The 26131-nt window shown below is 44.2% G+C and carries 27 protein-coding genes; 25 read left to right on the plus strand and 2 right to left on the minus strand.

Annotated elements, in window-relative coordinates:
* Nucleotides 1-141: 141 nt before the first annotated feature.
* Together FFM70_RS04135 and FFM70_RS04140 are read right to left on the minus strand one after the other, a co-directional pair.
* Complete coding sequence (locus tag FFM70_RS04135; RefSeq protein ID WP_137615583.1) at nucleotides 142-864, minus strand: type 1 glutamine amidotransferase; 723 nt, start codon at nucleotides 862-864, stop codon at nucleotides 142-144.
* Between the two features lies 1 nt (nucleotide 865).
* Entirely contained in the window at nucleotides 866-2212 is a 1347-nt protein-coding gene (locus tag FFM70_RS04140; RefSeq protein WP_137615584.1) for a Mur ligase family protein, read from the minus strand.
* A 214-nt stretch (nucleotides 2213-2426) separates the two neighbouring features.
* Here FFM70_RS04140 and FFM70_RS04145 point away from each other — a divergent pair, with 214 nt between their 5' ends.
* The 25 genes from FFM70_RS04145 (at nucleotide 2427) to FFM70_RS04265 (ending at nucleotide 25817) form a co-directional block, all read left to right on the plus strand.
* A complete protein-coding gene (locus FFM70_RS04145) occupies nucleotides 2427-3005 on the plus strand; it encodes a thymidine kinase (RefSeq protein WP_137615585.1) in 579 nt (192 codons plus the stop codon).
* Between the two features lie 14 nt (nucleotides 3006-3019).
* On the plus strand, nucleotides 3020-4102 hold the full coding sequence (gene prfA, locus FFM70_RS04150; RefSeq protein WP_137615586.1) for a peptide chain release factor 1: 1083 nt from the start codon (nucleotides 3020-3022) through the stop codon (nucleotides 4100-4102).
* Entirely contained in the window at nucleotides 4095-4949 is an 855-nt protein-coding gene (prmC, locus tag FFM70_RS04155) for a peptide chain release factor N(5)-glutamine methyltransferase (RefSeq protein ID WP_137615587.1), read from the plus strand. Before prfA ends, prmC begins: the two co-directional genes overlap by 8 nt.
* Before the next feature lie 39 nt (nucleotides 4950-4988).
* Nucleotides 4989-6008, plus strand: a complete 1020-nt coding sequence (locus FFM70_RS04160) for an L-threonylcarbamoyladenylate synthase (protein ID WP_137615588.1) — start codon at nucleotides 4989-4991, stop codon at nucleotides 6006-6008.
* A 58-nt stretch (nucleotides 6009-6066) separates the two neighbouring features.
* Entirely contained in the window at nucleotides 6067-7305 is a 1239-nt protein-coding gene (gene glyA, locus FFM70_RS04165) for a serine hydroxymethyltransferase (RefSeq protein WP_137615589.1), read from the plus strand.
* Between the two features lie 230 nt (nucleotides 7306-7535).
* Nucleotides 7536-8165 (plus strand): uracil phosphoribosyltransferase, encoded by a 630-nt coding sequence (upp, locus tag FFM70_RS04170; RefSeq protein WP_137615590.1) that lies wholly within the window; start codon nucleotides 7536-7538, stop codon nucleotides 8163-8165.
* A 716-nt stretch (nucleotides 8166-8881) separates the two neighbouring features.
* Complete coding sequence (locus FFM70_RS04175) at nucleotides 8882-10162, plus strand: uracil-xanthine permease family protein (protein WP_137615591.1); 1281 nt, start codon at nucleotides 8882-8884, stop codon at nucleotides 10160-10162.
* A 278-nt stretch (nucleotides 10163-10440) separates the two neighbouring features.
* Entirely contained in the window at nucleotides 10441-11157 is a 717-nt protein-coding gene (atpB, locus tag FFM70_RS04180; protein ID WP_137615592.1) for a F0F1 ATP synthase subunit A, read from the plus strand.
* A gap of 41 nt (nucleotides 11158-11198) precedes the next feature.
* On the plus strand, nucleotides 11199-11411 hold the full coding sequence (gene atpE, locus FFM70_RS04185; RefSeq protein WP_003639224.1) for a F0F1 ATP synthase subunit C: 213 nt from the start codon (nucleotides 11199-11201) through the stop codon (nucleotides 11409-11411).
* Nucleotides 11412-11465: 54 nt separating this feature from the next.
* A complete protein-coding gene (gene atpF / locus FFM70_RS04190; protein WP_137615593.1) occupies nucleotides 11466-11981 on the plus strand; it encodes a F0F1 ATP synthase subunit B in 516 nt (171 codons plus the stop codon).
* On the plus strand, nucleotides 11971-12516 hold the full coding sequence (gene atpH, locus FFM70_RS04195; protein WP_137615594.1) for an ATP synthase F1 subunit delta: 546 nt from the start codon (nucleotides 11971-11973) through the stop codon (nucleotides 12514-12516). The genes atpF and atpH overlap by 11 nt, the downstream gene beginning before the upstream one ends.
* A 29-nt stretch (nucleotides 12517-12545) precedes the next feature.
* Nucleotides 12546-14066, plus strand: a complete 1521-nt coding sequence (gene atpA / locus FFM70_RS04200) for a F0F1 ATP synthase subunit alpha (protein ID WP_137615595.1) — start codon at nucleotides 12546-12548, stop codon at nucleotides 14064-14066.
* Nucleotides 14067-14096: 30 nt separating this feature from the next.
* A complete protein-coding gene (locus tag FFM70_RS04205; RefSeq protein WP_137615596.1) occupies nucleotides 14097-15041 on the plus strand; it encodes a F0F1 ATP synthase subunit gamma in 945 nt (314 codons plus the stop codon).
* A gap of 25 nt (nucleotides 15042-15066) precedes the next feature.
* Nucleotides 15067-16470 carry a F0F1 ATP synthase subunit beta gene (gene atpD / locus FFM70_RS04210; protein ID WP_137606506.1) on the plus strand — a complete coding sequence of 468 codons (1404 nt, stop codon included), beginning with the start codon at nucleotides 15067-15069 and terminating at the stop codon, nucleotides 16468-16470.
* Between the two features lie 11 nt (nucleotides 16471-16481).
* The gene (locus tag FFM70_RS04215; RefSeq protein WP_137615597.1) at nucleotides 16482-16910 is read left to right on the plus strand and encodes a F0F1 ATP synthase subunit epsilon; all 429 of its coding nucleotides are present in this window, start codon (nucleotides 16482-16484) and stop codon (nucleotides 16908-16910) included.
* Nucleotides 16911-17558: 648 nt separating this feature from the next.
* Nucleotides 17559-18875 (plus strand): UDP-N-acetylglucosamine 1-carboxyvinyltransferase, encoded by a 1317-nt coding sequence (gene murA, locus FFM70_RS04220; protein ID WP_137615598.1) that lies wholly within the window; start codon nucleotides 17559-17561, stop codon nucleotides 18873-18875.
* A gap of 88 nt (nucleotides 18876-18963) precedes the next feature.
* Nucleotides 18964-19518 carry a GNAT family N-acetyltransferase gene (locus tag FFM70_RS04225; protein ID WP_137615599.1) on the plus strand — a complete coding sequence of 185 codons (555 nt, stop codon included), beginning with the start codon at nucleotides 18964-18966 and terminating at the stop codon, nucleotides 19516-19518.
* Nucleotides 19519-19586: 68 nt separating this feature from the next.
* Nucleotides 19587-20585 (plus strand): rod shape-determining protein, encoded by a 999-nt coding sequence (mreB, locus tag FFM70_RS04230; RefSeq protein WP_137615600.1) that lies wholly within the window; start codon nucleotides 19587-19589, stop codon nucleotides 20583-20585.
* 6 nt (nucleotides 20586-20591) lie between these two features.
* Nucleotides 20592-20846, plus strand: a complete 255-nt coding sequence (gene yidD / locus FFM70_RS04235; protein ID WP_137615601.1) for a membrane protein insertion efficiency factor YidD — start codon at nucleotides 20592-20594, stop codon at nucleotides 20844-20846.
* Between the two features lie 2 nt (nucleotides 20847-20848).
* Nucleotides 20849-21076, plus strand: a complete 228-nt coding sequence (locus FFM70_RS04240) for a DUF2969 domain-containing protein (RefSeq protein ID WP_137615602.1) — start codon at nucleotides 20849-20851, stop codon at nucleotides 21074-21076.
* Between the two features lie 90 nt (nucleotides 21077-21166).
* On the plus strand, nucleotides 21167-22372 hold the full coding sequence (locus FFM70_RS04245; protein ID WP_137615603.1) for an FtsW/RodA/SpoVE family cell cycle protein: 1206 nt from the start codon (nucleotides 21167-21169) through the stop codon (nucleotides 22370-22372).
* A gap of 118 nt (nucleotides 22373-22490) precedes the next feature.
* Nucleotides 22491-22787 (plus strand): glycine cleavage system H family protein, encoded by a 297-nt coding sequence (locus tag FFM70_RS04250; RefSeq protein WP_137615604.1) that lies wholly within the window; start codon nucleotides 22491-22493, stop codon nucleotides 22785-22787.
* A gap of 428 nt (nucleotides 22788-23215) precedes the next feature.
* The gene (locus FFM70_RS04255) at nucleotides 23216-24247 is read left to right on the plus strand and encodes a methionine ABC transporter ATP-binding protein (RefSeq protein ID WP_137615605.1); all 1032 of its coding nucleotides are present in this window, start codon (nucleotides 23216-23218) and stop codon (nucleotides 24245-24247) included.
* The gene (locus tag FFM70_RS04260) at nucleotides 24240-24932 is read left to right on the plus strand and encodes a methionine ABC transporter permease (RefSeq protein ID WP_137615606.1); all 693 of its coding nucleotides are present in this window, start codon (nucleotides 24240-24242) and stop codon (nucleotides 24930-24932) included. The genes FFM70_RS04255 and FFM70_RS04260 overlap by 8 nt, the downstream gene beginning before the upstream one ends.
* A gap of 54 nt (nucleotides 24933-24986) precedes the next feature.
* Nucleotides 24987-25817: a MetQ/NlpA family ABC transporter substrate-binding protein gene (locus tag FFM70_RS04265; protein ID WP_137615607.1), complete on the plus strand. Its 831-nt coding sequence runs from the start codon at nucleotides 24987-24989 to the stop codon at nucleotides 25815-25817.
* Nucleotides 25818-26131: the final 314 nt, after the last annotated feature.

The following is a 26131-nucleotide window of genomic DNA, read 5'->3' on the forward strand; positions in this document are numbered from 1 at the left end:
TATCAGGATAAGGAAACCACTTACAAAAAGGCTATAAATTTTTATTATGGGTTAAAGGGGTGTATTAATTGTTCCACGTTTCGACTATAAATATTAGGAATAACAAAAAAAGAGTCTGGTTTTTTATGCCAGACTCATTGATTAAGGTTTGATGACCACATTTTTCGTGAGGTCTTCGTGTAGTTCATCTAACGCGCTAAAATCAGCGTCAGGGTATTTCCGTTGGAGCGCTAATTTAAGGATGCGTTTGGCTAAGGCTTCGTTTCTGGCTAGAATTGGACCATGGAAGTAGGACCCAAACGTATTCTTATAGATTACGCCTTCCGTTTGATCTTTGCCGTTATTGCCGTGGCCTTGGATGACATTGCCAAGTGGGCGTTCACCTTCACCAAGGAAAGTGGTCCCATTATGGTTTTCAAAGCCGTAGTAAGTTTGACCGGTTTCAGCATTTTTGATCGTAATATTGCCAATAAAGCGGTTGTTATCCTGACTCAGGGTGTAGTGGTCAAGAGCACCGATTCCGGGAATTTTTTCACCTTTAGCGCCGATGTAATAATGGCCGAGCATTTGGAAACCGCCGCAGATGGCCAGAAATGGGCCACCATTTTCGATATAGGCGGTTAATGGCGCTTTTTTAGTCTGTAAATCTTTCGACACAATGGTTTGCTCGTAATCTTGACCGCCACCAAATAAGACAAAGTCATACTTATCCGGCTCAAAGGGGTCATCCAAACTAATTAAGTCGGTCATAATCGTAGCATCGACCGCTTTAGCATAATAGCCCATCGCTAAAATGTTACCAATATCGCCATATGTGTTCATCAAGTCGCCGTACAAGTGGGCGGCGTTTAAAGTATAAGTCATGTTAAGCCATTCCTCCATCAATAATGCCTTGGCTAGCAAGTTGTTTACGCAATTGCAACATCGCGGTATAAGTAGCGACCACGTAAACTTGTTCGGTTGGCAATTTTTGAATTTCAGCGGTCATGTTCGTTAAATCTGGTACGATCGTTAATTGGTCGGTCGGCACGCCGGCGACTTTCAAACGGAATGTGATATCGCGATAGCGTTCGCCGCCACTAATATATGCGGGGACGTTTAATTTTGGCAATTTCTCGAAATCCCCATCCCAGATCCAACTCGTATCGATCCCGTCAGCGTAGTTCGCGTTCAGTAATGCTGCGAACGAAAACGGCCGGTCATCGGTACTGATCATTTGGAGGACTTGGTTCAAGCCAACTGGATTTTTGACCAAGATCAAGGTGACGTCTTTATCACCAACATGGAAAATTTCTTGCCGACCGAAAACTTGTTCATCATTTTCGCTGAGTGCATGGGCGATCTTTGCCGGTTTCACGTTCATGAAGCGGCCGACTGCAAACGCGGCTAACGCATTATAAATATTATATTGGCCACCAATATTTAAATGCATGGCTTGACCATTGACTTCAAAGTCGGAGGACGTCGGGGTCATTTTGGTCAGGGCATTTAAGTTATAAGTGAGTTGTGGCCGTTCAAACCCACAATGGGGGCAGTAATACTTGCCCATATTGCTGTAAGTACGGCTGTGATAGTGTAAAATATGCTGACAACGTGGGCATAGCAAGCCATCAGTGTTGGCTGGGGCTTGAGTCTCATTGTCTGGTTGGTAATCGAAACCATAATATAAAATGGAATTCGGTAATGTTTTTGAATTAAAAAGTGGCAAATCACCATTTGCGATGATCGTCGCTTCTGGTGCTAAGGCGATGCCATCCAAGATTTTTTGATAAGTCGTATAAATTTCGCCATAACGATCCATTTGATCACGGAAAATATTGGTGAAAACAAACGCTTTTGGCGTAATATATTTGGTGACCATGATGACGTTGGCTTCATCGACTTCTAAGACGGCCAAGGGCTTCTGATGTGATTTAGGCGCCGTCAAAAAAGTCGTGACGATGCCTTGTTTCATATTAGAACCACTCGGATTGGTTAAAATGTCAGGGTATTGTTCGCGCAAGACTTTAACCGTGAGGGCTGTCGTTAACGTTTTACCATTAGTCCCGGTAATGACGATCACGTCGTAATTTTTAGCCAATTGCTTTAAAATGGCTGGATCAAGTTTTAGGGCAAGCTTGCCGGGAAGGGAACTCCCACCGCCTCGAAAGGTGTGTAAGAACCAATAAGCGGACTTCCCAGTCCAAGTTGCCACGGTACTTTTGATTGACATAATTTGATGAACCCCTAACTATATGACTAAAGCGGACTTATAAAGCCGTTCTCTCAAGTATTTTATACTGAACAGTAATAAAAGAAAAGCGATTATCCCGTTACTGACCGGCATTTATGAAATCATTAACCATTTTTCGCGGTTGGTTGCTGAAATTAACGTTTAAATCGGCTATAATTAAAAAGAATATGGGTTTGAAAAGGGGACCGAGACTTTGGCACAATTATTTTTTCGATATGGCGCAATGAATAGTGGGAAAACGATTGAAATTTTGAAAGTTGCTCACAACTATGAAGAACAAAATAAATCCGTGATCATCATGACGAGCGGATTAGACAATCGTGATGGTGTCGGTTATGTGACGAGTCGGATTGGCTTGAAGCGTGAAGCGATGCCTGTCTTTAACGAGACGGACATTTATGACGTCGTTAAAAAGACGAATCCGGACGCGGCCTGTGTTTTAATTGATGAAGCCCAATTTTTGAAGAAACATCATGTTTTGGAATTGGCGCACATTGTGGATGATCTAAACATTCCAGTGATGACGTTTGGTCTGAAAAATGATTTTCGGAACGACTTATTTGAAGGTAGTAAATACCTGTTGCTGTATGCGGATAAGATTGAAGAAATGAAGACGATTTGCTGGTTCTGTCGTAAAAAAGCCATCATGAACTTACGTTTTCAAGATGGGCAACCCGCTTATGAAGGCGAGCAAGTGCAAATTGGGGGCAATGAAACTTACTATCCCGTTTGCCGTCGTCACTATTTCTATCCGCCGAAATTAACGAAGTGAGGAATTAACCAAGTATGGATAAATTTTTTGATAAACTACAAGCCGTGGCTGACCGTTATGAAGAACTTGGCGAACTGCTAAGTGATCCAGAAGTCATTGCGGATTCTGATCGTTTCATGAAGCTGTCCAAAGAAATGGGTAGCATTCGTGAAACGGTTGAAAAGTATAACCAATATAAAGACGTGACGAGCCAAATCGCCGAAAACGATGAGTTGTTACGTGAAAAGCTTGACGATGACATGAACACCATGGTCAAGGAAGACTTGAAGAGCTTGAACGCGCAAAAAGATGAACTTGAACATGAAATCACCTTATTGATGCTCCCCAAAGATCCTAACGATGATAAAAATATCATTATGGAAATTCACGGGGCTGCTGGTGGTGACGAAGCGAGTTTATTTGCGGCTGACTTATTTAACATGTATTCCAAGTACGCCGAACGCCAAGGCTGGAGCGTGGAAGTTGCCGACCGTAATGAAACCGAAGTTGGTGGCTTTAAAGAAATCGTTTTAATTATTTCTGGGAATAAAGTGTATTCTAAACTGAAATATGAAAGTGGTGCTCACCGTGTTCAACGGGTCCCAGTGACTGAATCAGCTGGTCGAGTGCACACGTCAACGGCGACTGTTGGAATCATGCCCGAAGCTAAAGATGTGGATATCAAGTTGGAACAAAAAGATATTCGGGTCGATGTGTTCCGGTCATCTGGTGCCGGTGGTCAGCATATTAACAAGACGTCTTCTGCCGTACGGATGACCCACTTGCCAACTGGTATCGTGGTTTCTATGCAGGATCAACGGTCACAACAACAGAATCGGGCAAAAGCCATGGAAATTTTGCGGGCGCGGGTTTACGATTATTATCAATCACGGGAACAAAACCAATATGATGCTGAACGGAAGTCGGCCGTTGGGACCGGGGACCGTTCGGAACGGATTCGGACTTACAACTATCCACAAAACCGGGTCACCGATCATCGAATCGGGTTAACTTTGAACAAGTTGGACCGCATTATGAACGGGGAATTAGATGAAATCATCGATGCCTTAGTTTTGGCGGATCAAACCAAGAAAATCGAGCAATTGGCCAATGACTAATTTGCCACAGCAACCAACGTTTTTTGAAGCCCAGCAATGGGCTTCTTTTTGTCTAAAAGCAGCCAAATTACCGACCGACGCGGGCCGCTTTTTATTATTGGGGTTGAGCCAGTTCGACCAGACACAATTATTAGTCCATTATCGCGACCTCGTGCCGCTTGAACTATGGGCCAAATTTCAAGTCGCAACCCAGCGCGTGGTTGCTGGTGAGCCAGCCCAGTATGTCTTGGGAACGGCGCCATTTTATGGGTTAACGTTTAAAGTGACCCCGGCAGTGTTGATTCCTCGCGTGGAGACTGAAGAACTCGTGGATTGGGTTTTAACTGATCTTGTCACGACACCAACTGCCACGGTGCTCGATATTGGCACGGGGTCGGGGGCCATTGCGTTATCCTTGAAGCATGAGCGACCGACTTGGCAACTGACGGCGAGCGACATTTCCGCGGCGGCTTTAAGTGTTGCCCGCGAAAACGCGGCGCGACTAAAATTAGCGGTCTCTTTTGTGGCAAGTGATTTGTTTGCACAATTGGGAAGTCAGAATTTTGATGTAATCGTCAGCAATCCGCCCTACATTGCGACTGACGAAAAAGCGGTGATGGACGCGAGTGTCTTGAACTACGAGCCACACCAGGCTTTATTTGCCGAACATGCGGGCTTGGCGATTTATGAACAGTTGGCCCAGCAAGTGGCTAGCCATTTGACGCCACATGGCCGATTGTATTTAGAATTTGGGTATCATCAAGGGGCTGCGATTCAACAGCTCTTTACCAAAGCATTGCCGACAGCACATGTGACCTTGCGTCAAGATATGGCTGGTCATGATCGGATGTTGCGGGTTATTTTGTAACTTAAATCGAAATTAAGCAAAGAAGGATTGGATCTTAATATGGAAACTAAAGTGTTTAAACCAGCTGAGGTCGCAGCCGCAGCTAAATTGATCCAGGCGGGCGAATTAGTCGCCTTTCCAACTGAAACCGTTTATGGCTTAGGGGCGGATGCGACGAACGTTACCGCTGTGAAACAAGTCTATCAAGCCAAGGGACGGCCTAGTGATAATCCGTTGATCGTCCATGTTGCCGACGTGGCAACAGTTGAACGATTTGCGAAGCCACTGTCGATTGCCGCTAAAAAGTTAATTAAAGCTTTCTGGCCGGGACCACTGACCATGATTTTTAATTTAAAACCCGCTGCCTTAGCCCCAGAAGTGACGGGTGGGCTAGCCACGGCAGCCTTTCGTAATCCAAATAACGCGGCCACTTTAAGCTTGATTCGTGAAGCGGGGACGCCAATTGTGGGACCATCCGCAAATACATCTGGTAAACCTAGTCCAACGACCGCGCAACACGTCTTGCATGATTTGGATGGAAAAATCGCCGGTATCTTGGACGACGGTGCAACGCAAGTGGGCGTTGAATCAACTGTTTTAGACTTGTCCGGCAAGCAGCCAGCCATTTTACGGCCGGGTGCTGTCACGGCGAGTGAAATTGAAGCGGTGATTGGCGAAAAAGTGATGACGGAACAACATCATGTTGGGGCCACCGAAGTCCCCAAGGCACCTGGCATGAAATATAAGCATTACGCGCCAGATGCTCAAGTCTATATTGTTGATCATTTGGAAGATTGGCCAGCTGCTTTGGCTTGGGCTGGCAAGCAGTCCGTTCAGATGGGCGTCATGGCGACAGATGCGATTTTGACTAGCAATCAGATACCAGCAAATTGCGAACAATTCTCTTTAGGCGACGATGTTCAATCGGCAAGCCGTGAACTATTTGCCGGACTACGTCATTTTGATACTGAAACAAAAATCAAAGATATCCTCTGCCAAGCCTTTGATAGCACGGGGCTTGGGGCAGCTTATATGAACCGATTAAATAAGTCTGCCGGTCAAACCCATTTTAGGGTATAATGAGTTTAAATCGGGAAAACCCGAAAGTTGTCACTTGCGAAATGGAGGAGAATTATTCATGAATTACCAAGAACAAGATCCAGAAGTTTGGGCTGCAATTAGTAAGGAACAGGCACGGCAACAACACAATATCGAGTTGATCGCGTCGGAAAACATTGTTTCAAAAGGTGTAAGAGCTGCGCAAGGCAGTGTTTTGACGAATAAGTATTCTGAAGGCTATCCGGGTCATCGTTTTTATGGCGGCAATGAGTTTATTGACCAAGTGGAAACATTAGCGATTGAACGGGCCAAGAAATTATTTGGGGCGGAATACGCCAATGTTCAACCACATTCTGGTTCACAAGCCAATGCGGCAGCTTATATGGCATTGATTCAACCGGGCGACCGGGTAATGGGGATGTCATTGGATGCCGGGGGGCATTTAACACATGGGTCAAGTGTCAACTTTTCGGGTAAATTGTACGATTTCCAAGGTTACGGGTTAAATCCTGAAACGGAAGAATTAGATTACGACGCTATTTTAGCGCAAGCCAAGGCATTTCAACCTAAATTAATTGTGGCTGGGGCATCAGCTTACAGTCGTGTGATTGATTTTGCCAAATTCCGTGAAATTGCGGATGCTGTTGGGGCCATGTTGATGGTCGATATGGCACACATCGCTGGTTTGGTTGCGGCTGGATTGCATCCTAACCCAGTCCCGTATGCGGATGTTGTGACAACCACGACGCATAAAACACTCCGTGGTCCACGTGGCGGGATGATTTTAGCCAAAGCTAAATATGGTAAGAAAATCAATTCCGCCGTTTTCCCTGGCAACCAAGGTGGTCCATTAGATCACGTGATTGCTGGTAAAGCGGTCGCCTTTGGTGAAGATTTACAACCTGAATTCAAAACTTATGCTAAGCAAATTATTGCCAATGCTCAAGCCATGGCAGCGGTCTTCAATGACTCCGACTTAGTCCGGGTGATTTCTGGTGGGACGGACAACCATTTGATGACGATTGATGTGACGAAGTCTGGGTTAAATGGTCGCCAAGTTCAGGACTTGCTGGATACGGTTTACATTACCGTCAACAAGGAAGCTATTCCGAATGAAACATTGGGCGCCTTCAAGACGTCCGGAATTCGGTTAGGGACGCCGGCAATTACGACTCGTGGGTTTGATGAAACGGATGCGGCGAAAGTGGCTGAATTGATTTTGCAAGCCTTAAAGGCGCCAGAAGATCAAGCCAATTTGGATGATGTTAAAGCCCAAGCCTTAGCATTGACGGCCAAGCATCCTATTGATGTCGACTAATTAAATTTAATTTGAATAACGATGGCAGCTACTTAGAAATCAGTACAACTTTCTGGGTAGCTGTTTTTCTATGGTGATGATCATCTGGTATGTCATGGACACATAGCGTCAATATAAATAAAATTTTCGATTTTTTGCGTCCTTTTTATAACTAATCGCGCTGAGCCCTAGTTTTTTGTTGCTAAATTAGCTACAATAGAAAGAAATCACTAAGGAGCGTGCACAGAAACATGGGTAAGTTTGAGGTTTTGAATCATCCGCTCATTCAACATAAGTTAACGATCATTCGGGAAAAGCAATGCGGGACGAAGGTATTTCGGGAAATGGTCAACGAAATATCCACATTGATGGCTTACGAAGTTTCACGTGATATGCCATTAAAGGATATTGAAATTGAAACCCCAATTACGACAACGACCCAAAAAACTTTAGCTGGTAAGAAAGTGGCCATCGTGCCAATTTTACGTGCCGGTTTAGGGATGGTCGATGGTGTCTTAAACATGATTCCAGCGGCTAAAGTTGGTCATGTTGGGATGTATCGTGATGAAAAGACACTGAAGCCAGTTGAATACTTTGTGAAGTTACCAAGTGACATTTCACAACGCCAATTATTTGTCGTTGATCCAATGTTAGCCACTGGTGGTTCAGCCATCATGGCCATGGATATGCTCAAGAAGCGTGGTGCTAGCAACATTAAGTTTATGTGCTTAGTTGCCGCTCCAGAAGGGGTTAAAGCTCTCCAAGAAGCACATCCAGATGTTGATATCTACACGGCGGCACTTGATGATCATTTGAACGAAGATGGCTACATCGTCCCAGGTTTAGGTGATGCAGGGGACCGTTTATTCGGGACTAAGTAATTAATTGAAACCATTAAAATCTCGTTGGCTGAGAGGCTGACGGGATTTTTTGCGTCTATGGTAGAAATAATTGTCCATGACTTGTCAATCGACGACATGTTTTAAAGGCTAATTTATAACTAAAAAATGATTTTTCTACCATAATATAGGCTATTTGTCGTTATCGATTTAAACCGTGCTAAGCGTCGATACAGCCCGTTTTGACCTTAATGGGATGGTTGGGTCGAAGTGGCGGGTAATAATCGTGTGTTCTCGTGGTTAAAGACAAAATGTGACTGCAAGTGTGATGGCAGCACAAATTCAGCAGTTTTGACATTAACCTATTACCAGTTATTTAGCCGTGAGGTCGGTTTGTTTATGGCTCAGATGTGGCATTTGACTTAGCACAGTGGTTTTCCGCGGTTAGTCAAAAATTGGCTTTTGAGACCGCACTTTGGCTCAAAAAAGATTCACAGCGTTCCAGCCCTAAACAAATCGACCGGTAGGCGGCAAACAACTTAATCTGAAAGTTATCAGCCTTAGACCACTATTGACAAAGTAAATCAACTCAAGTAAACTAGTTTCAATTGAACAGTTCCTTTAATTTAGCTCAGAGAGGCTGAAAAGGATTGATCGGATCTTCACCCTAAATAGGTGGAGTCAATTCAGACAGACCAGCCGCTTTGAGTGGGGGTCTGTCTTTTCTTTTGGATTAAATTCATAGTGAGGGGTGCATTATGGCAAAGCAAAAACCATTTCATAACGACGATGTCGTGCTTGACATTCACGACCGTCCAAAGTTTGGTAGCTGGCTTGGGTTATCGATCCAGCATTTATTCTCCATGTTTGGCTCAACCGTTTTAGTCCCAATTTTAGTTGGCTTAAATCCCGGGATCGCGTTATTTAGTTCTGGGGTCGGAACCTTGATGTATATCTTAATTACGCGGCATAAAATTCCCGCATATATGGGCTCTAGCTTTTCGTTCATTGTGGTCATGCAGTCTTTGATGAAGACCGCGGGCTATCCGGCGATTGCCCAGGGGACTATTGCAGTTGGCTGTGTCTACTTGTTAGTCAGTTTGCTCGTAACGTTGATCGGTTCCGACTGGATCGACAAAGCTTTACCACCAATTGTGGTTGGGCCAATTGTCATGGTCATTGGCTTATCGTTGGCTAGTACTGCGGCCAAAGATGCGACGATGAACGGCAATAATTATGATTTACGGTTCTTCGCAGTCGCGATGTTGACGATGATTCTAACCGTTATTTTCAACATGTACTTGCGGGGGTTCATGAGTTTGGTCCCAATTCTGTTGGGAATCGTGTCTGGCTATGTCATTGCTGTTTTGTTCGGAATTGTGGACTTTACACCGGTGATGCAGGCAAAATGGTTCGCTTTACCGAACTTCCAAATTCCGTTTATTAATTATCATCCAGGCATTTATTGGGGTGCAATTTTCAGTATGGCACCAATTGCCTTTGTGACGATGTCAGAACATATGGGTCACATCATGGTCTTAAATAAATTGACCAAACGGAATTTCTTTAAAGATCCTGGTTTGAGTCACACCTTGGCTGGGGATGGGACTGCATCGATTATTGCTGGTTTGGTTGGTGGCCCGCCTGTGACCTCTTATGGTGAAAATATTGGTGTGTTAGCCATTACCCGTGTTCACAGTATTTATGTACTCGGTGGCGCGGCGTTCTTTGCCATTGTCTTTAGTTTCGTGGGCAAGTTGTCGGCTTTGATCCAAAGTATTCCGTCACCGGTAATCGGTGGGGTCAGTTTCCTATTGTTCGGGGTTATCGCTTCGAGTGGGATGCGGATTTTAATTGATAATAAAATTGATTTTAATTCAAAAAGAAATTTAATGATTGCGTCGGCAGTTTTGGTCATTGGGATTGGTAACGCCTATTTACAAATTGGCAATTTTCAATTTAGTGGTTTGGCAGTCGCAACCGTGTTAGGAATTATTATGAACTTAGTGCTGCCAAAGACGGCGGTTAATGAGAAGTAAGCGGAAACATTCGTTTGCAAGAAATGAAAATATGTTGAACTTTATGAAAATCCCACGATGTCAATCCGGCGTAAAGCCCGATATCGTGGGATTTTCACCAAGTGACCAAATAATGAAATTATTTTGAATTTTTAGGTTGGTGGTGGTATTATTACCATTGTATTTTAATTAGAGGTAGCTCTAATTTACTATTTCATGTTTCGATACAATTGACGTTAATTGTTCCACACGTTATGGTTATCGTGAAACACCGAAATTAAGGAAAGAGGTGATATTCAGTGGGTGATCCAGTTCCTACGGTCAAATTCCTTGGGTTGACGTTTAATATCGCGAATGACATCTCGATTTTACTCACTTGTATAATCGTATTCTTATTTGTCTTCTTATTGTCGCGGCATTTGGCGTTGAAGCCCAAGGGTGGGCAAAATGTGCTGGAGTGGCTCATCGAGTTCACGAATGGCATTGTCAAAGGTTCAATCAAAGGGAATGATGCATCACATTTCGGTTTATATGCGTTCACATTATTCCTTTTCATTTTCGTTGCGAACCAACTTGGCTTGTTCTTACACATCCAAGTTGGCCAGTATACGTATGTCAAAAGTCCAACCGCAGATCCGATTGTGACGTTGACGTTGTCGTTTATGACTGTGGCGCTAGCACATGCTGCTGGGGTACAAAAGAAAGGGTTAAAGGGATATCTTAAAGATTACACCTCACCGTTTCTTGTATTCTTGCCAATCAACATTTTCGAACAGTTTACCGACTTCTTAACTTTAGGACTTCGGTTGTTCGGGAATATCTTCGCTGGTGAAATGTTACTGAGTAAGGTTGCAACTTTAGCGACCGGTGGTGGTAGCTGGTTTAGCTACGTCTACTCCTTCCCAATTGAATTTCTTTGGCAGGGGTTCTCAGTATTTATCGGGAGTGTGCAAGCATTCGTGTTTGTCACCTTGACTTCAGTTTATATTTCTCAAAAAGTTTCGCCTGAGGAATAGAAATTTCTTGTTTTTTTAATTTTAAGGAGGATACACAGATTATGGGAGCAATTGCTGCAGGTATTGCTATGTTTGGTGCCGCTTTAGGTGCTGGTATTGGTAACGGTTTGGTTATTTCAAAGATGCTTGAAGGTATGGCCCGTCAGCCAGAATTATCTGGTCAATTACGGACTAACATGTTTATTGGTGTTGGGTTAATCGAATCAATGCCTATCATTTCCTTCGTTGTTGCCTTAATGGTTATGAACAAGTAATCAATTGGTAAACGAGTTCATTTTAATGAAAATGAAAGAAGGAGGTGTCATTAGATGCTCTCGCATTTAATTATCGGTGCATCCGGTCTTTACCTTGGCGACATGTTATTTATTGCGATTAGTTTTATCATTTTGATGGCTTTGATTGCCAAAGTTGCTTGGAATCCTGTCACGAAAATGATGGGTGATCGAGCTGACAAAATTGCCAACGATATTGATTCAGCCAAGAAGTCTCGTCAAGAGGCCACTGATTTAGCTGATCAACGGCGTGAAGCCTTGTCACATTCACGGAGCGAAGCCAGCGATATTGTCGCTGAAGCCAAGCAAAGTGGTGAGAAGCAACGCACGACGATTGTCGCTGACGCTCAAAACGAAGCTACGCAGTATAAGCAAAACGCGCGCAAAGATATTGAACAGGAGCGTCAAGATGCCTTGAAGAACGTCCAATCTGACGTGGCTGACATTTCAGTCCAAATTGCGTCGAAAATTATCAAGAAGCAATTGGACCCTGAAGGCCAACAGGCATTAATCAATTCGTATATTGAAGGGTTGGGAAAGCATGAGTCTTGATAATCTTACAATTGCAAACCGATACTCAAAGGCACTCTTTGAGCTTGCAGTTGAAAAAGATCAGACCGAAGCATTCCTGGCTGAATTAAAACAATTACGGCAAGTCTTTGTCGACAATCCGCAATTGGCAGAGGTCCTTTCAGGATCATTGCTCTCGGTTGATCGAAAGCAGGCAACGTTGTCAACTTTGACCGACCATGCTTCAGAATACATTAAAAACTTTATTCAAATGTTGTATGATTACGGCCGCATGTCGAATTTGGTCGCCATTATCGACGCGTTTGAGCAACGTTATGATGAAAATCATAAGATAGTGCATGCCGAAGTAACGTCCGCGGTCAAGTTGTCAGATGAGCAAGCTAATGCCATCGCAGCAGCGTTTGCCAAGCGTGTTGGTGCCGACCAAGTTAAGCTAACGCGAAAAGTCGACACCGCAATTATTGGTGGCGTGATTGTCCGTTCAAACAATCAAACGTTTGATGGCAGCGTCGCTTTACAATTAACGAACTTAAGACGAGCACTCATCAACAATTAGAAAGTCTTTTACGAAGAGGTGAAACTTTTATGAGCATTAAATCTGAAGAAATCAGTGCTCTAATCAAACAACAATTAGAAAGTTATCAAACTGAGCTCTCAGTTGCTGAAACCGGTACTGTCACCTATGTTGGTGATGGGATTGCCCGGGCACATGGACTCGACAACGCCTTACAAGGTGAATTGCTCGAATTCAGTAACGGGGTTTACGGAATGGTACAAAACCTTGAAAGCAATGATGTTGGTATCGTTGTTTTAGGTGATTTTGATGGTATTCGTGAAGGCGATACTGTTAAGCGGACTGGCCGCATCATGGAAGTTCCTGTAGGGGAAAACATGGTTGGTCGGGTCGTTAACCCATTAGGTCAACCAATTGACGGTTTAGGTGAAATTAAAACTTCACACACTCGACCAATTGAACACAAAGCACCTGGGATTATGGAACGGCAATCAGTTAGCGAACCACTTCAAACTGGGATCAAGGCCATTGATGCCTTAGTACCAATTGGTCGTGGCCAACGTGAATTGATTATCGGTGACCGTAAGACTGGGAAAACTTCTGTCGCTATCGATGCCATTTTGAACCAAAAAGACCAAGATATGATCTGTATCTACGTCGCAATTGGTCAAAAAGACTCAACGGTGCGGTCACAAGTTGAAACGCTCAAAAAGTATGGTGCAATGGATTACACCATTGTTGTCACAGCCGGTCCTTCTGAACCAGCGCCATTACTTTACTTGGCACCATATGCCGGCGCTGCGATGGGTGAAGAGTTCATGCATAATGGCAAGCACGTTTTGATTATCTATGATGATTTATCAAAACAAGCGACTGCTTATCGTGAACTTTCATTGATCTTACGTCGTCCTCCAGGTCGTGAAGCTTATCCTGGGGATGTTTTCTACTTGCATTCACGGTTGCTCGAACGGGCGGCTAAGTTGAACGATAAGTTAGGTGGCGGGTCAATGACCGCGTTACCAATTATCGAAACGCAAGCCGGAGACATTTCCGCTTATATTCCAACCAACGTGATTTCTATCACCGATGGTCAAATCTTCTTGGATAGTGATTCATTCTATTCAGGTGTGCGGCCAGCCATTGATGCCGGGGCTTCAGTTTCCCGTGTTGGTGGGGATGCACAAATCAAAGCGATGAAGTCTGTTGCTGGGACTTTACGTTTGGATTTGGCATCTTTCCGTGAATTGGAATCATTCTCACAATTCGGTTCAGATTTGGATGCGGCAACGCAAGCTAAGTTGAACCGTGGGCAACGGATCGTGGAAGTCTTGAAACAACCTGTTCATTCACCATTAAAGGTTGAAGAACAAGTTATGATTTTGTATGCTTTGGCTAACGGTTACTTGGATAAAGTTGCTATTGAAGACATCGCACGTTACCAAACTGAATTGTTTGATTTCGTTCATACAAATCACCAAGACTTATTCGATACGATCGTCTCAACAAAGAAATTACCAGATGCTGACCAAATCAATGGCGCATTGGATGAATTTGCAGAGCAGTTCCAGCCAAGTGCTGCCGCTGCTAAGTAGTTAATGGCTGAAAAGGATGGTGAGTAGTGCATGGCTGAATCATTAATGGATGTCAAGCGCCGGATCGACTCAACCAAGAAGACTCATCAGATCACGTCAGCAATGCAAATGGTCTCAACTTCTAAGTTGAACCAGATTCAAAAGCATACTGGCACGTATCAGGTGTATGCTTCGAAAGTTGAAAGCATCGTTTCACATCTTGCCAAAGCTCATCTGATGTCAGCGAGCGCTGGTGTTCCGAACAGTAATTCCAATACCATTTCGGTGAGTGAATTATTGGCCCAACGCCCCGTTAAACGCACCGGGTTATTAATCATTACCTCTGATCGAGGGTTGGTCGGGAGCTATAATTCGAACGTCTTGAAACAGACGAACGACTTTATGCGCCAACACCAATTAAATGCTGATAACGCCGTTGTGTTAGCGGTTGGTGGCACTGGTGCGGATTTCTATAAGAAGAACGGCTTAAACGTTGCGTATGAATATCGCGGTGTTTCTGACGTCCCAACCTTTAAAGAAGTCCGTGAAATCGTTAAAACAGTTACCTCGATGTATCATAACGAAGTCTTTGATGAACTGTACGTGTTCTATAATCACTTTATCAATCGGCTTTCTTCTGGGTTCCGGTCAGTTAAAATGCTGCCGATCTCTGAAGAGACGTTTGCCCAAAGTGAAAAAGATAATCGTCCAGCCAAAGACAGCCGAGTTGATGTGGGTCCCGAGTATGAAATGGAACCTTCAGAAGAAGCAATTTTGTCGGCCGTGTTGCCACAATATGCTGAAAGCTTGGTTTATGGTGCCATCTTGGATGCTAAAACTGCTGAACATGCCTCATCGTCAACGGCGATGAAGGCGGCATCAGATAATGCTGGCGATTTAATCGATAAGTTGAATCTGAAATATAACCGCGCACGTCAAGCTGCTATTACGACGGAAATTACCGAAATTACTGGTGGTTTGGTTGCGCAAGAATAACGAATTTGGGAGGAATTAACGACTAATGAGTACAGGTAAAGTTGTACAAGTTATTGGACCCGTTGTCGACGTTGAATTCTCTCTAAACGACAAGTTACCTGATATTAATAATGCCTTGCTCATCCATAAAGATGGCGACGAGACCTTAACGGTTGAAGTTTCGCTTGAATTAGGTGACGGGGTTGTTCGGACCGTCGCAATGGATGGTACGGATGGCTTACGCCGTGGGATGGCCGTTGAAGACACTGGTTCTTCAATTACCGTTCCCGTTGGTAAGGAAACGTTAGGTCGGGTATTTAACGTTTTAGGAGAGACCATTGATGGTGGTCCAGAATTCGGTCCAGATGCAGAACGGAACCCGATTCACCGGGATGCCCCTGCATACGATGAATTAACGACCAGTACAGAAGTATTGGAAACTGGGATTAAAGTTATCGACCTCTTAGCACCTTATGTTCGTGGTGGTAAGATTGGGTTGTTCGGTGGTGCCGGTGTTGGTAAGACCGTTTTAATTCAGGAATTAATTCATAACATTGCCCAAGAACATAACGGGATTTCCGTCTTCACCGGTGTCGGTGAACGGACTCGTGAAGGGAATGACCTTTATTTCGAAATGAAGGCATCTGGCGTGTTGAAGAACACGGCCATGGTGTATGGTCAAATGAACGAACCACCTGGTGCCCGGATGCGGGTTGCCTTGACTGGGTTAACAATTGCGGAATACTTCCGTGATGTTGCTGGTCAAGACGTCCTCTTGTTTATTGATAACATCTTCCGGTTTACCCAGGCTGGTTCTGAAGTTTCCGCCTTACTTGGCCGGATTCCTTCAGCCGTTGGTTACCAACCAACCTTGGCAACTGAAATGGGTCAATTACAAGAACGGATCACTTCAACCAAAAAAGGTTCTGTTACGTCGATTCAAGCCGTTTATGTGCCTGCCGATGATTATACCGACCCGGCACCTGCAACGACTTTCGCCCATTTGGACGCAACGACCAACTTGGAACGTTCTTTGACTGAACAAGGGATTTATCCAGCTGTTGATCCGTTGGCTTCATCATCAATCGCTTTGGACCCATCAATTGTTGGGGAAGAACATTATGAAGTTGCCACCGAAGTTCAACGGGTCTTGCAACGTTATCGTGAATTGCAAGATATCATCTCGATCTTAGGGATGGATGAATTGTCTGACGAAGAAAAGACCACTGTTGCACGTGCACGGCGGATTCAATTCTTCTTGTCACAAAACTTCTTCGTTGCTGAAAACTTTACTGGGCAACCTGGGTCATACGTGCCAATCAAGGAAACTGTTAAAGGTTTCAAGGAAATTCTTGAAGGTAAATATGATGACTTACCAGAAGATGCCTTCCGTCAAGTTGGTAAGATCGAAGATGCAGTCGAAAAAGCGAAATCGATGGTCACTGATTAGGAGGGGTTAACATGGCTGACAATGCAAGCTCATTAACCGTTAGCATCGTTACTCCAGACGGTCAGGTCTATGAAAGTAAGACGCCAATGTTGATCGTTCGCACGATTAACGGTGAATTAGGGATTTTGCCGAACCACATTCCCATGATTGCTTCTTTAGCAATTGATGAAGTTCGGATCAAGCAACAAGAAACGGATCAAGAAGACGATGAAATTGCCGTTAATGGTGGTTTCGTAGAATTCAGTGATAATGTTGCCACCATCGTGGCGGACAGTGCTGAACGTCAGAATGATATCGACGTTGCGCGGGCTGAAAATGCCCGGAAACGAGCTGAAAGTCGGATTCAAGAAGCCCAACAAAAGCATGATGATGCTGAGTTGGCACGGGCACAAGTCGCATTGCGGCGTGCCGTGAACCGATTGCATGTGGCGCACCGGTAAGGTTCCACGAAGACGTTTTCGAAAACGAAATCAAAAGTATCTGCAGCCAGTTGGTTGTGGATACTTTTTTTATGGACAGCTTTTTGCAGAAATGAAGATAATTAGGTCAACGTCTTAAGCCAATGCTTAAAAGTTCGCATTAAGTCGAAATCAGAGCGTATCCAGTAACGATTGTGGGTTTTGTACGCTTAAAATAGGAGCGGTTATGAGGGCTGCTGAGCATTACAATTAACGAAACTAAACCAGCCGCCTGTTAATTGCCATTAGCAAGATCAGAATAGTTAACTAATCATCGGCAGATGACAAAATGTTAAAATTGTAACACTTTTGTAAAATGTAATATTTATTCGCTAGGGGTTTATGTTATGATGATTAGGAAACTACTAGGAATACCAAGTAATAACACGGTTTAGACCGGTATTATTGCGGAATTTTATTTGTCGATTTTTTAGTGGCTTTGGATTGCTTTTTGCGGTTAACAACTAGTTTAGTTGTTAGCCGATGTTCGACTTTTGGCGGTCACTGAATTACTTGGCAGACCCAATCAAGGTGCCAGGTAATTGTTGATTGTTTTGAGGACGGCGAGACTGTGATTCAAAATTGCGGAGATCTGTTTTGTTTGTAATCGTTTGTGATGGAGGGTTATCCATGGAGGAAATTGTAGTTCATGGCGGTCATCGTTTGACAGGTAATGTCCATATCGAAGGAGCCAAGAATGCCGTCTTACCCATTCTAGCGGCAGGGTTGCTCGCTAGTTCTGGGACAACGCATTTGACGAATGTACCAGTCTTATCAGATGTCTTTACAATGAATAATGTATTACGTTTTTTGAATACTAAAGTTGATTTTGATGAAATTAATAAAACGGTTGATATTGATGCGAGTCATCAATTGTCAGCTGAAGCACCATTTCAGTATGTCTCCAAGATGCGCGCGTCTATCGTGGTCATGGGACCATTGTTGGCACGTTTAGGCCATGCGAAGGTTGCCATGCCTGGTGGTTGTGCTATTGGCTCACGGCCAATTGACCTGCATCTGAAAGGATTAAGTGCGTTGGGCGCGGAAATTGAACGCCATGACGGTTACGTCGAAGCCCATGCTGAAAAATTGCATGGCGCTTCAATTTATTTAGATTTTCCAAGTGTCGGTGCGACACAGAACATCATGATGGCCGCTACTCTGGCTGAAGGCACGACAACGATGGAAAACGTTGCCCGGGAACCAGAAATCGTTGATTTGGCGAATATCCTCAATCAAATGGGGGCCCGAGTCATGGGTGCTGGGACCGAAACGATTCGGATCGAAGGCGTTGCTGCCATGCATGGCTGTGAACACAGTATCGTGCAAGACCGGATCGAAGCCGGGACCTTCATGGTGGCTGCTGCCGTCACACAAGGGAACGTTTTAGTTGAAGACGCAATTGCTGAACATAACAAGCCCTTGATTTCTAAAATGCGCGAGATGGGGGTTACAGTCAACGAAGAAGCTGGTGGAATTCGGGTCGTCGGCCCACTGAAATTAAAGCCAACTTCTGTCAAGACGATGCCACATCCGGGCTTTCCAACGGACATGCAGCCGCAAATGACTATTTTGCAACTCTGTGCACAAGGCACGAGTTTGTTGACTGAAACAGTCTTTGAGAATCGGTTCATGCACCTTGAGGAATTGCGCCGGATGAACGCAGATTTTAAAATTGAAGGACGCTCAGTGATCATGTATGGGCCAACGAACTTTAACGGTGCCCAAGTGGCTGCCACGGATTTACGGGCTGCTGCTGCGCTGGTGATTGCCGGTTTGGTTAGTCGTGGCTATACTGAAGTCACCAACTTGAAGTATTTGGATCGTGGTTATTTCAATTTTCATGGTAAATTGGCACAGTTGGGTGCTGAAATTGAACGGATCGATGTGCCTGACGAAGCAGTCTATGCGTTGAATCCTGATTTTGCGCATGAAGCTGCCGAATAGGTAAAAAAATAGCTTACAAAACCTTCAAAATGCGATAAACTCGTGTTTGAAGGTTTTTTTATGAAAAAAGTCATTCAGGAGGAACAAGATGTTCATAAATATTATTGATAAACACCTCTCATTGAAACCAACCGAAGTGGCGGATGCAGAACCCTTATTTGATTTGGTTGCTGCCAATCGTAAGCATTTGAAACCTTGGATGCCTTGGGTGGATGCGACAGCGACCGTCGCAGATGAACGGAAATTTATTGAAATGATGTTAACGAAGCAAGCTAAAGGTGAAGTCTTTATTGCGACGATCGTTGTCGATGGCGAAGTTGCTGGGATGATCGATGTCCACAACATTAGTGACGCACGCCATAACGGTGAAATTGGTTATTGGCTGGCACAAGATTATGTGGGTAAAGGTGTGATGACCAAAGCACTCGAACGCGTGGAAGAAATCGCCTTTACGGAACTTGACCTCCACAAATTAAATTTGTGTGCGGATGTCGCTAACCAGCGTAGTCGCGCTGTGGCTGAACGGCGTCAGTACCATTTGGATGCGACCTTACCAGAAAATATCTTGATTAATGGCCAATATAAAGACGAAGTGGTTTACTCGATCACCGTTGATGAATGGTCTAAGCGACGCGACGACTAGTTCGCAGCCGGTAGTGAGTATGCTATAATGAAAAGTTGTATAACTGCAAGTTTGAGAGGAGCAAGAACATGGCTTTAGATATTGGTATCGACTTAGGTACTGCCAATGTTTTGATTTACGTATCAGGGAAGGGCATCGTGTTAAATGAACCCTCTGTCGTTGCCATCCATACAAATACAAATCAAGTATTAGCAGTCGGGTCCGAAGCCTATCAAATGGTTGGGAAGACCCCTAGTAACATTCGGGCAATCCGACCATTAAAGGACGGGGTAATTTCAGATTTTGATGTTACCGAAGAAATGTTATCTTATTTTATTAAAAAATTAAATGTCCGTGGGATTATGTCACGACCAAGTATTATGATCTGTACGCCAACGAACACCACTGAAATTGAACGCAAGGCAATTTTACAGGCGGCTGAGAAGTCTGGTGGCAGCAAGGTCTACTTGGAAGTTGAACCTAAGGTTGCGGCCATTGGTGCCGGCATGGATATTTTCCAACCACGTGGGAACATGGTGATCGATATCGGTGGTGGGACCAGTGATATTGCAGTCTTATCATTAGGGGATATCGTGGCCAGCAGTTCATTGCGGATGGCTGGCGATCGTATGAACCAAGATATTGCCAACTATGTCAAAGATGAACATCATTTACTCATCGGTGAACGCACCGCTGAAAATGTCAAGATTCAAATCGCGCAAGTCTTCAAGCAAGAGGGCGATGACGATAAAGTGATGCAAGTCCGTGGCCGTGATACGGTTACTGGGATGCCACGTTCAATTGATATGGATTCAAATGAAGTTGAAGTGGCGATCCATGATACGTTGATGCAGATCGTTTCAACGGCACATCATGTGATGGAAACCTTACCGCCAGAAATTTCAGCGGATATCATCGATCGTGGTATCATGTTGACTGGTGGGGGCGCGCTCTTGAGCGGCTTAGACCAGTTGATCAGCGAAAACTTAAAAGTGCCAGTGATGGTTGCCGAACACCCATTGAACAATGTGGCTCAAGGCGCCGGTATTTTACTAGAACATATGCAAAAGAGTAATAAGAAGAAATAAGCGACGATGAAACGTGTTTTAATTAGCAGCATTCGCTGGTATCAACGAGCTTTTTCGGCCTTTTCACCGGCACATTGTCGTTATTGGCCGACCTGTTCGGCTTACACGATCGAAGCAGTCGACCGCTTTGGTGCGGCTCGTGGCGGTTTAATGGGGATAGCGCGCGTCTTGCGTTGTCAACCCTTTGTCAAAGGTGGCTTTGATCCCGTCCCAGCGACCTTTTCATTACGTCGAAATCCGGCCTTTAAGGAGGAAAAGTAATTTTGTCAAAAAAAGATAAAGCTATCTCAGTGACGCTGAATGAGACCCAAGTAAATGATCAGACCATCACGGAAGTTTTGATTGGTAAACAAGTGATTGGTCAAGTGACCCAAACTGGGGACCGTTTTGATGCGGAACTTTCTAGTGATTCACAACCATTTGCCCATAGCAAATCATTCGATGAATGTTTGCAAGAAGTCCTTTCAGCGTACCACTTGCATAAAGGCTAATTTTTGGTTAACCTTCAACCTGGTTCCGTTTATTCGGCACCAGGTTGTTGTATAATCAAGCTTATCTTAGAAAATTAAGGAGCGTTTGTTGTGGCAGAAGAATCTAGACTGCGTGGTCAAGCAGAAGAATCACGGATTGACTGGGGAATTATTTTCTCCATCATGATGCTAGGCTTGATTGGACTGGCCTCAATTTATGTCGCTGCCAGTCACGATTCAAGTGTGGTCAACGTGACGAAACAGGTTATTTCACAAGTGATGTGGTTCGTGATTGGGACCACGTTAGCAATTATCATTATGCAGTTTGACTCTGAACAACTCTGGCGGGTCGCCCCGCTAGCTTATTGGTTTGGGATATTTCTGTTAGTGGCGGTCTTAGTCCTGTACAGTCGGTCGATGTTTGCCAGTACCGGGGCTAAAAGTTGGTTTGCGGTTGGCTCATTGACCTTTCAACCGTCAGAAATCATGAAACCGGCCTTTATTTTGATGTTAGGTCGGGTCGTGACGATGCATAATACCGAAAATCCGAACCACACGATGGCGACGGATTGGCAGTTGATTGGGAAACTGATTGCCTATACGATTCCGTTAATTATCCTGTTGAAGCTTCAAAATGACTTTGGGACGATGTTAGTCTTCTTCGCCATTTTAGGTGGTGTCATTCTGGTTTCAGGAATTTCGTGGCGGTTATTGGCACCGGCGTTTTCAATTGTGTTTGTGTTTGCTGGAACGGTGCTTTACTTAGTCGTCACAACCAGTGGCCGGCATATTTTGGAAGCAGTGGGTTTTAAAGCGTATCAATTCGCCCGGATCGATACTTGGTTGAATCCGTCGACCGATACGTCTAATAATGCGTATCAAGTTTGGCAGAGTATGAAAGCCATTGGTTCTGGTCAGATTACTGGTCGCGGGTTCAACGTGTCCCACGTGACCGTGCCGGTGCGTGAATCTGATATGATTTTCTCCGTCATTGGGGAAAACTTTGGCTTCATCGGTTGTACGATCGTCGTTTTATTATATTTCTTATTAATTTATCAAATGGTGCGGGTCACCTTCGATACAAAAAATGAGTTTTATGCTTATATTTCGACAGGGGTCATTATGATGATCTTGTTCCATGTGTTCGAAAACATTGGGATGAGTATCGGCTTGCTCCCAATGACTGGGATTCCGTTGCCTTTTATTAGTCAAGGGGGTTCGGCTTTGATTGCGAACATGGCCGGGATTGGACTGATCATGTCAATGCGGTTCCATTACAAGTCATACATGTTCAGTCGCAACGATCGGTTTGAATAACTAAAGTTGTTGCGGGTCGTTTAGCATAATTGGTGTTATAGTTAGACATAATTATTACAATATTAATTAGTTGAACGAAACCATCAAGATTTAAATTAAGGAAAGCATGGTGTTGAAGATGAGTGAAGATGCAAATTATTTCTGGACCAAAGATACTGACGGTCATACGCGGATTGGGTTAACGAAAGCGGCACACGAAGCCTTGGGTGAAGTGAAGTACGCGGAATTACCAACTGTGGGTGATAAGGTCAGTCAAAAAGAAGCTTTCCTTAGCATTGAAGCCACTAAAGCTGTTTCTGAATTTAACTGTCCAATTAATGGGACCGTTACGGCGGTTAACCCAGCTTTGAAAGCTGATTTCAAAGCCTTGAACAGTCTTGAAGACGGGGTTGCTTGGTTGATTGACGTCGATTAATTTTCGGGGTTGACAAGCGAATCAGTCCTCGGTATACTCAGGACATTAATAAACGATTAGAAAATTATCATTTTGAAAAGATGAGTACGTGGTTACGGCTACTAAGAGAGTCTCAGGTTGGTGCAATGAGATTAGACGTGAAACGGAAGATGGTCTTGAATCAATGCAATTTGGTGAGCTACGGTTAGCCAAGTTTGGATTGCACCCATTATCGTGCCGAGTTAGAACTAACTCTTAAGACAGTTTGTGTGAGCAAGTTGCAAAGATGGGTGGTACCGCGAGACTGAGCTTCTCGTCCTATTGGTTATGATTGAGATCATAACTGATAAGATGAGAAGCTTTTTTGTTTGCAAAGTAATTGCAGTTGATAAATGATTAAGTTAGCTTAATTGGTCTGAACCAATTGAACGGCATAAGGAGGAAACGAATTGATTGAATTTAAAGACGTGACCAAAACGTTTGATAGCAAGCAAGGGACTGTGCATGCGGTCCAAGATGTGAACTTAAAGATCGAAGATGGCCATATCTACGGCATTGTCGGTTATTCTGGGGCTGGAAAGAGTACCTTGATTCGCATGTTGAATGGGCTAGAAACACCGACTAGCGGCTCAGTCAATATCGATGAGGTCGAAATCTCCGCTTTGACGGGCGCTAAGTTACGTGCCCAACGGCATAAGATCGGGATGATTTTTCAACATTTTAACTTACTCTGGTCACGGACCGTGTTGGAAAATATCATGTTTCCACTAGAAATTGCCGGTAATAGTAAGGCAGATGCCAAGCAGAAAGCCGCTCATCTCGCCGAATTAGTCGGGTTGTCTGGTCGTGAGAATGCTTATCCAGCTGAATTATCTGGTGGGCAAAAGCAACGGGTCGGGATTGCGCGAGCTTTAGCCAATGATCCTCAAATCTTACTTTCGGATGAAGCGACGAGTGCGCTTGATCCGCAAACGACGGATGAAGTTTTGGACTTGTTACTAGATATTAACAAGAAGTTGAATTTAACGATTGTCCTCATTACCCATGAAATGCATGTCATTCGTAAGATTGCGGACCATGTGGCAGTCATGGAAGACGGTAAAATCGTTGAACAGGGGCCGGTTTTGGAAGTCTTCAAACGACCACAACAAGCCGTCACGAAGCGGTTCGTGAACGAGGAAGTGACGCCATCGTTGACTGAAACAACGGCAGTGGTTGATCAACTCTTAGCGAAATATCCTAAAGGGACAATCGTTCAACTCACATTCCATGGTGACCAAGCCCAATTACCGATTGTTTCAGAAATGTTGAAACAATATACGTTGGATTTAAACATCATCGAAGGGGCAATTCATCAAACTCAAGAGGGCGCGATTGGGTCGCTGTACATTCAAATTAGCGGTGACCAGTCACAAATTAATGGCGCACTAGCTTATTTACAAAAAATGCGGGTCGAAACGGAGGTCTTAAATCGTGAATAGTCAAGGATTAGGGTCGTATTTTAAATTTTCAAATGTTGACTGGGGCAACATGTTGAGCTCAACTTGGGAAACGATTTGGTTGACCCTCGTTTCAATGATCGTCGTGGCGATTTTGGGGATTGCGCTCGGGTTGCTCTTGTTCGAAACGACAAATAGCCAACAACCTTGGGCCAAAGTGCTCAATTGGGTCGTTGCCTTATTTGTGAACGTGTTCCGGTCAATTCCATTCATCATCTTGATTGTCTTATTATTACCAGTGACGCAAAGTATCGTTGGAACGATTATCGGTCCTCGAGCTGCTTTGCCATCACTGATTATCTCGGCGGCACCATTTTATGCTCGGATGGTCGAGCTCGCCTTTCATGAACTTGATCATGGCGTGATTGAAGCGGCTGAATCGATGGGTGCCACGCGTTGGCAGATTATTCGGAAAGTCTTACTACCAGAAAGTTTGCCAGCTTTGGTTTCCGGAATCACGGTCACGACCATTTCGTTGATCGGTTATACCGCAATGGCTGGGGCGATTGGGGCCGGGGGTCTTGGTAACTTAGCTTACCAAGATGGGTTCCAATCCAACAACAATGCAATCACATTAGTGGCGACAGTCATCATTGTCATCATCGTGTTTATTTTCCAATTTATCGGGGATGTGGCAGTTAAGCACATCGATAAACGCGCTAACTAACGGTTTCAAGGGATGTTAAAAAGGGTTCAACAATTTGATTAGGAGGAACTTAGCATGCGAAAAAAGGGAATTTTAGGGTTATTAGCTGTGGCGGCAACGGCCTTTTTGCTAGTTGGTTGTGGTAAATCAGCGTCATCGTCCAAAACGACAACGATCACTGTCGGGGCTTCAGCGGTACCACACGCAGAAATTTTGAAACATATTCAACCAGAATTGAAAAAGGAAGGCGTTAATTTAAAAATTAAAGTTTTCCAAGATTACGTCCTACCAAACAAGGCATTGGCTTCTAAGGAATTGGACGCAAATTACTTCCAGCATGTGCCATTTTTAGACAATTGGAATAAAGAAAATAACGGGACTTTGGTTTCAGCTGGCGCCGTTCATTTGGAACCAATTGGTGTTTTCTCTAAGAAAGTTAAGCATTTGAAAGACTTAAAGGATGGCGCCACGGTCTTAGTAAGTAGCAACGTTGCTGATTACGGTCGAGTCTTAACCTTGTTCAAAGACGCTGGCTTAATTACGTTGAAGAAGGGGACGGATATTACGTCAGCCAACTTCAATGATATTGCAACGAATAAAAAGCATCTGGTCTTCAAGCATTCTTACGAAGCGAAGTTAATGCCTCAATTCTACAAGAATAACGAAGGCGACGCGGTAGTGATCAACGCCAACTATGCGGTTCAAGCTGGCTTAGACCCACGTAAAGATGCGATTGCCCTTGAAAAGTCGGATTCGCCATATGCCAACATTGTGGCCATTCGTAAGGGTGATAAAGACAAGCCGGCAATCAAGAAATTGATGAAGGCCTTACGTTCAGATTCAACGCAAAAATGGATCAAGAACCATTATAAGGGTGCCATCTTACCTGTAACGTCTACCAACTAAAGTGATTGAAAGTCGGTCTGAAAATGACCGGCTTTTTAGTTACATTAAAATCGCATGAGATTAAGCCCCGCTTGACTTTGAGCCTCTTGCAGGGTACGCTAATTTTAGTTAAATCCTAAAGATTGAAAGTGTCAAAATTGTTGTGAATTCGGGAATACTAACATGGGGTATGTCTAAAATAGACTCATACGGATTATCACATCGTCAGCCAGAGTTTGAACAATTGACGAATCACTAAAAACAGTTAATGAGCTGTAGGTTGTTGTTGATAGCATCGGGCGTGTGGGTGGCGTTTGACCGGTGTTTTTCCGGTC

Source organism: Lactiplantibacillus nangangensis (assembly GCF_005405065.1).
Lineage (GTDB): Bacteria > Bacillota > Bacilli > Lactobacillales > Lactobacillaceae > Lactiplantibacillus > Lactiplantibacillus nangangensis.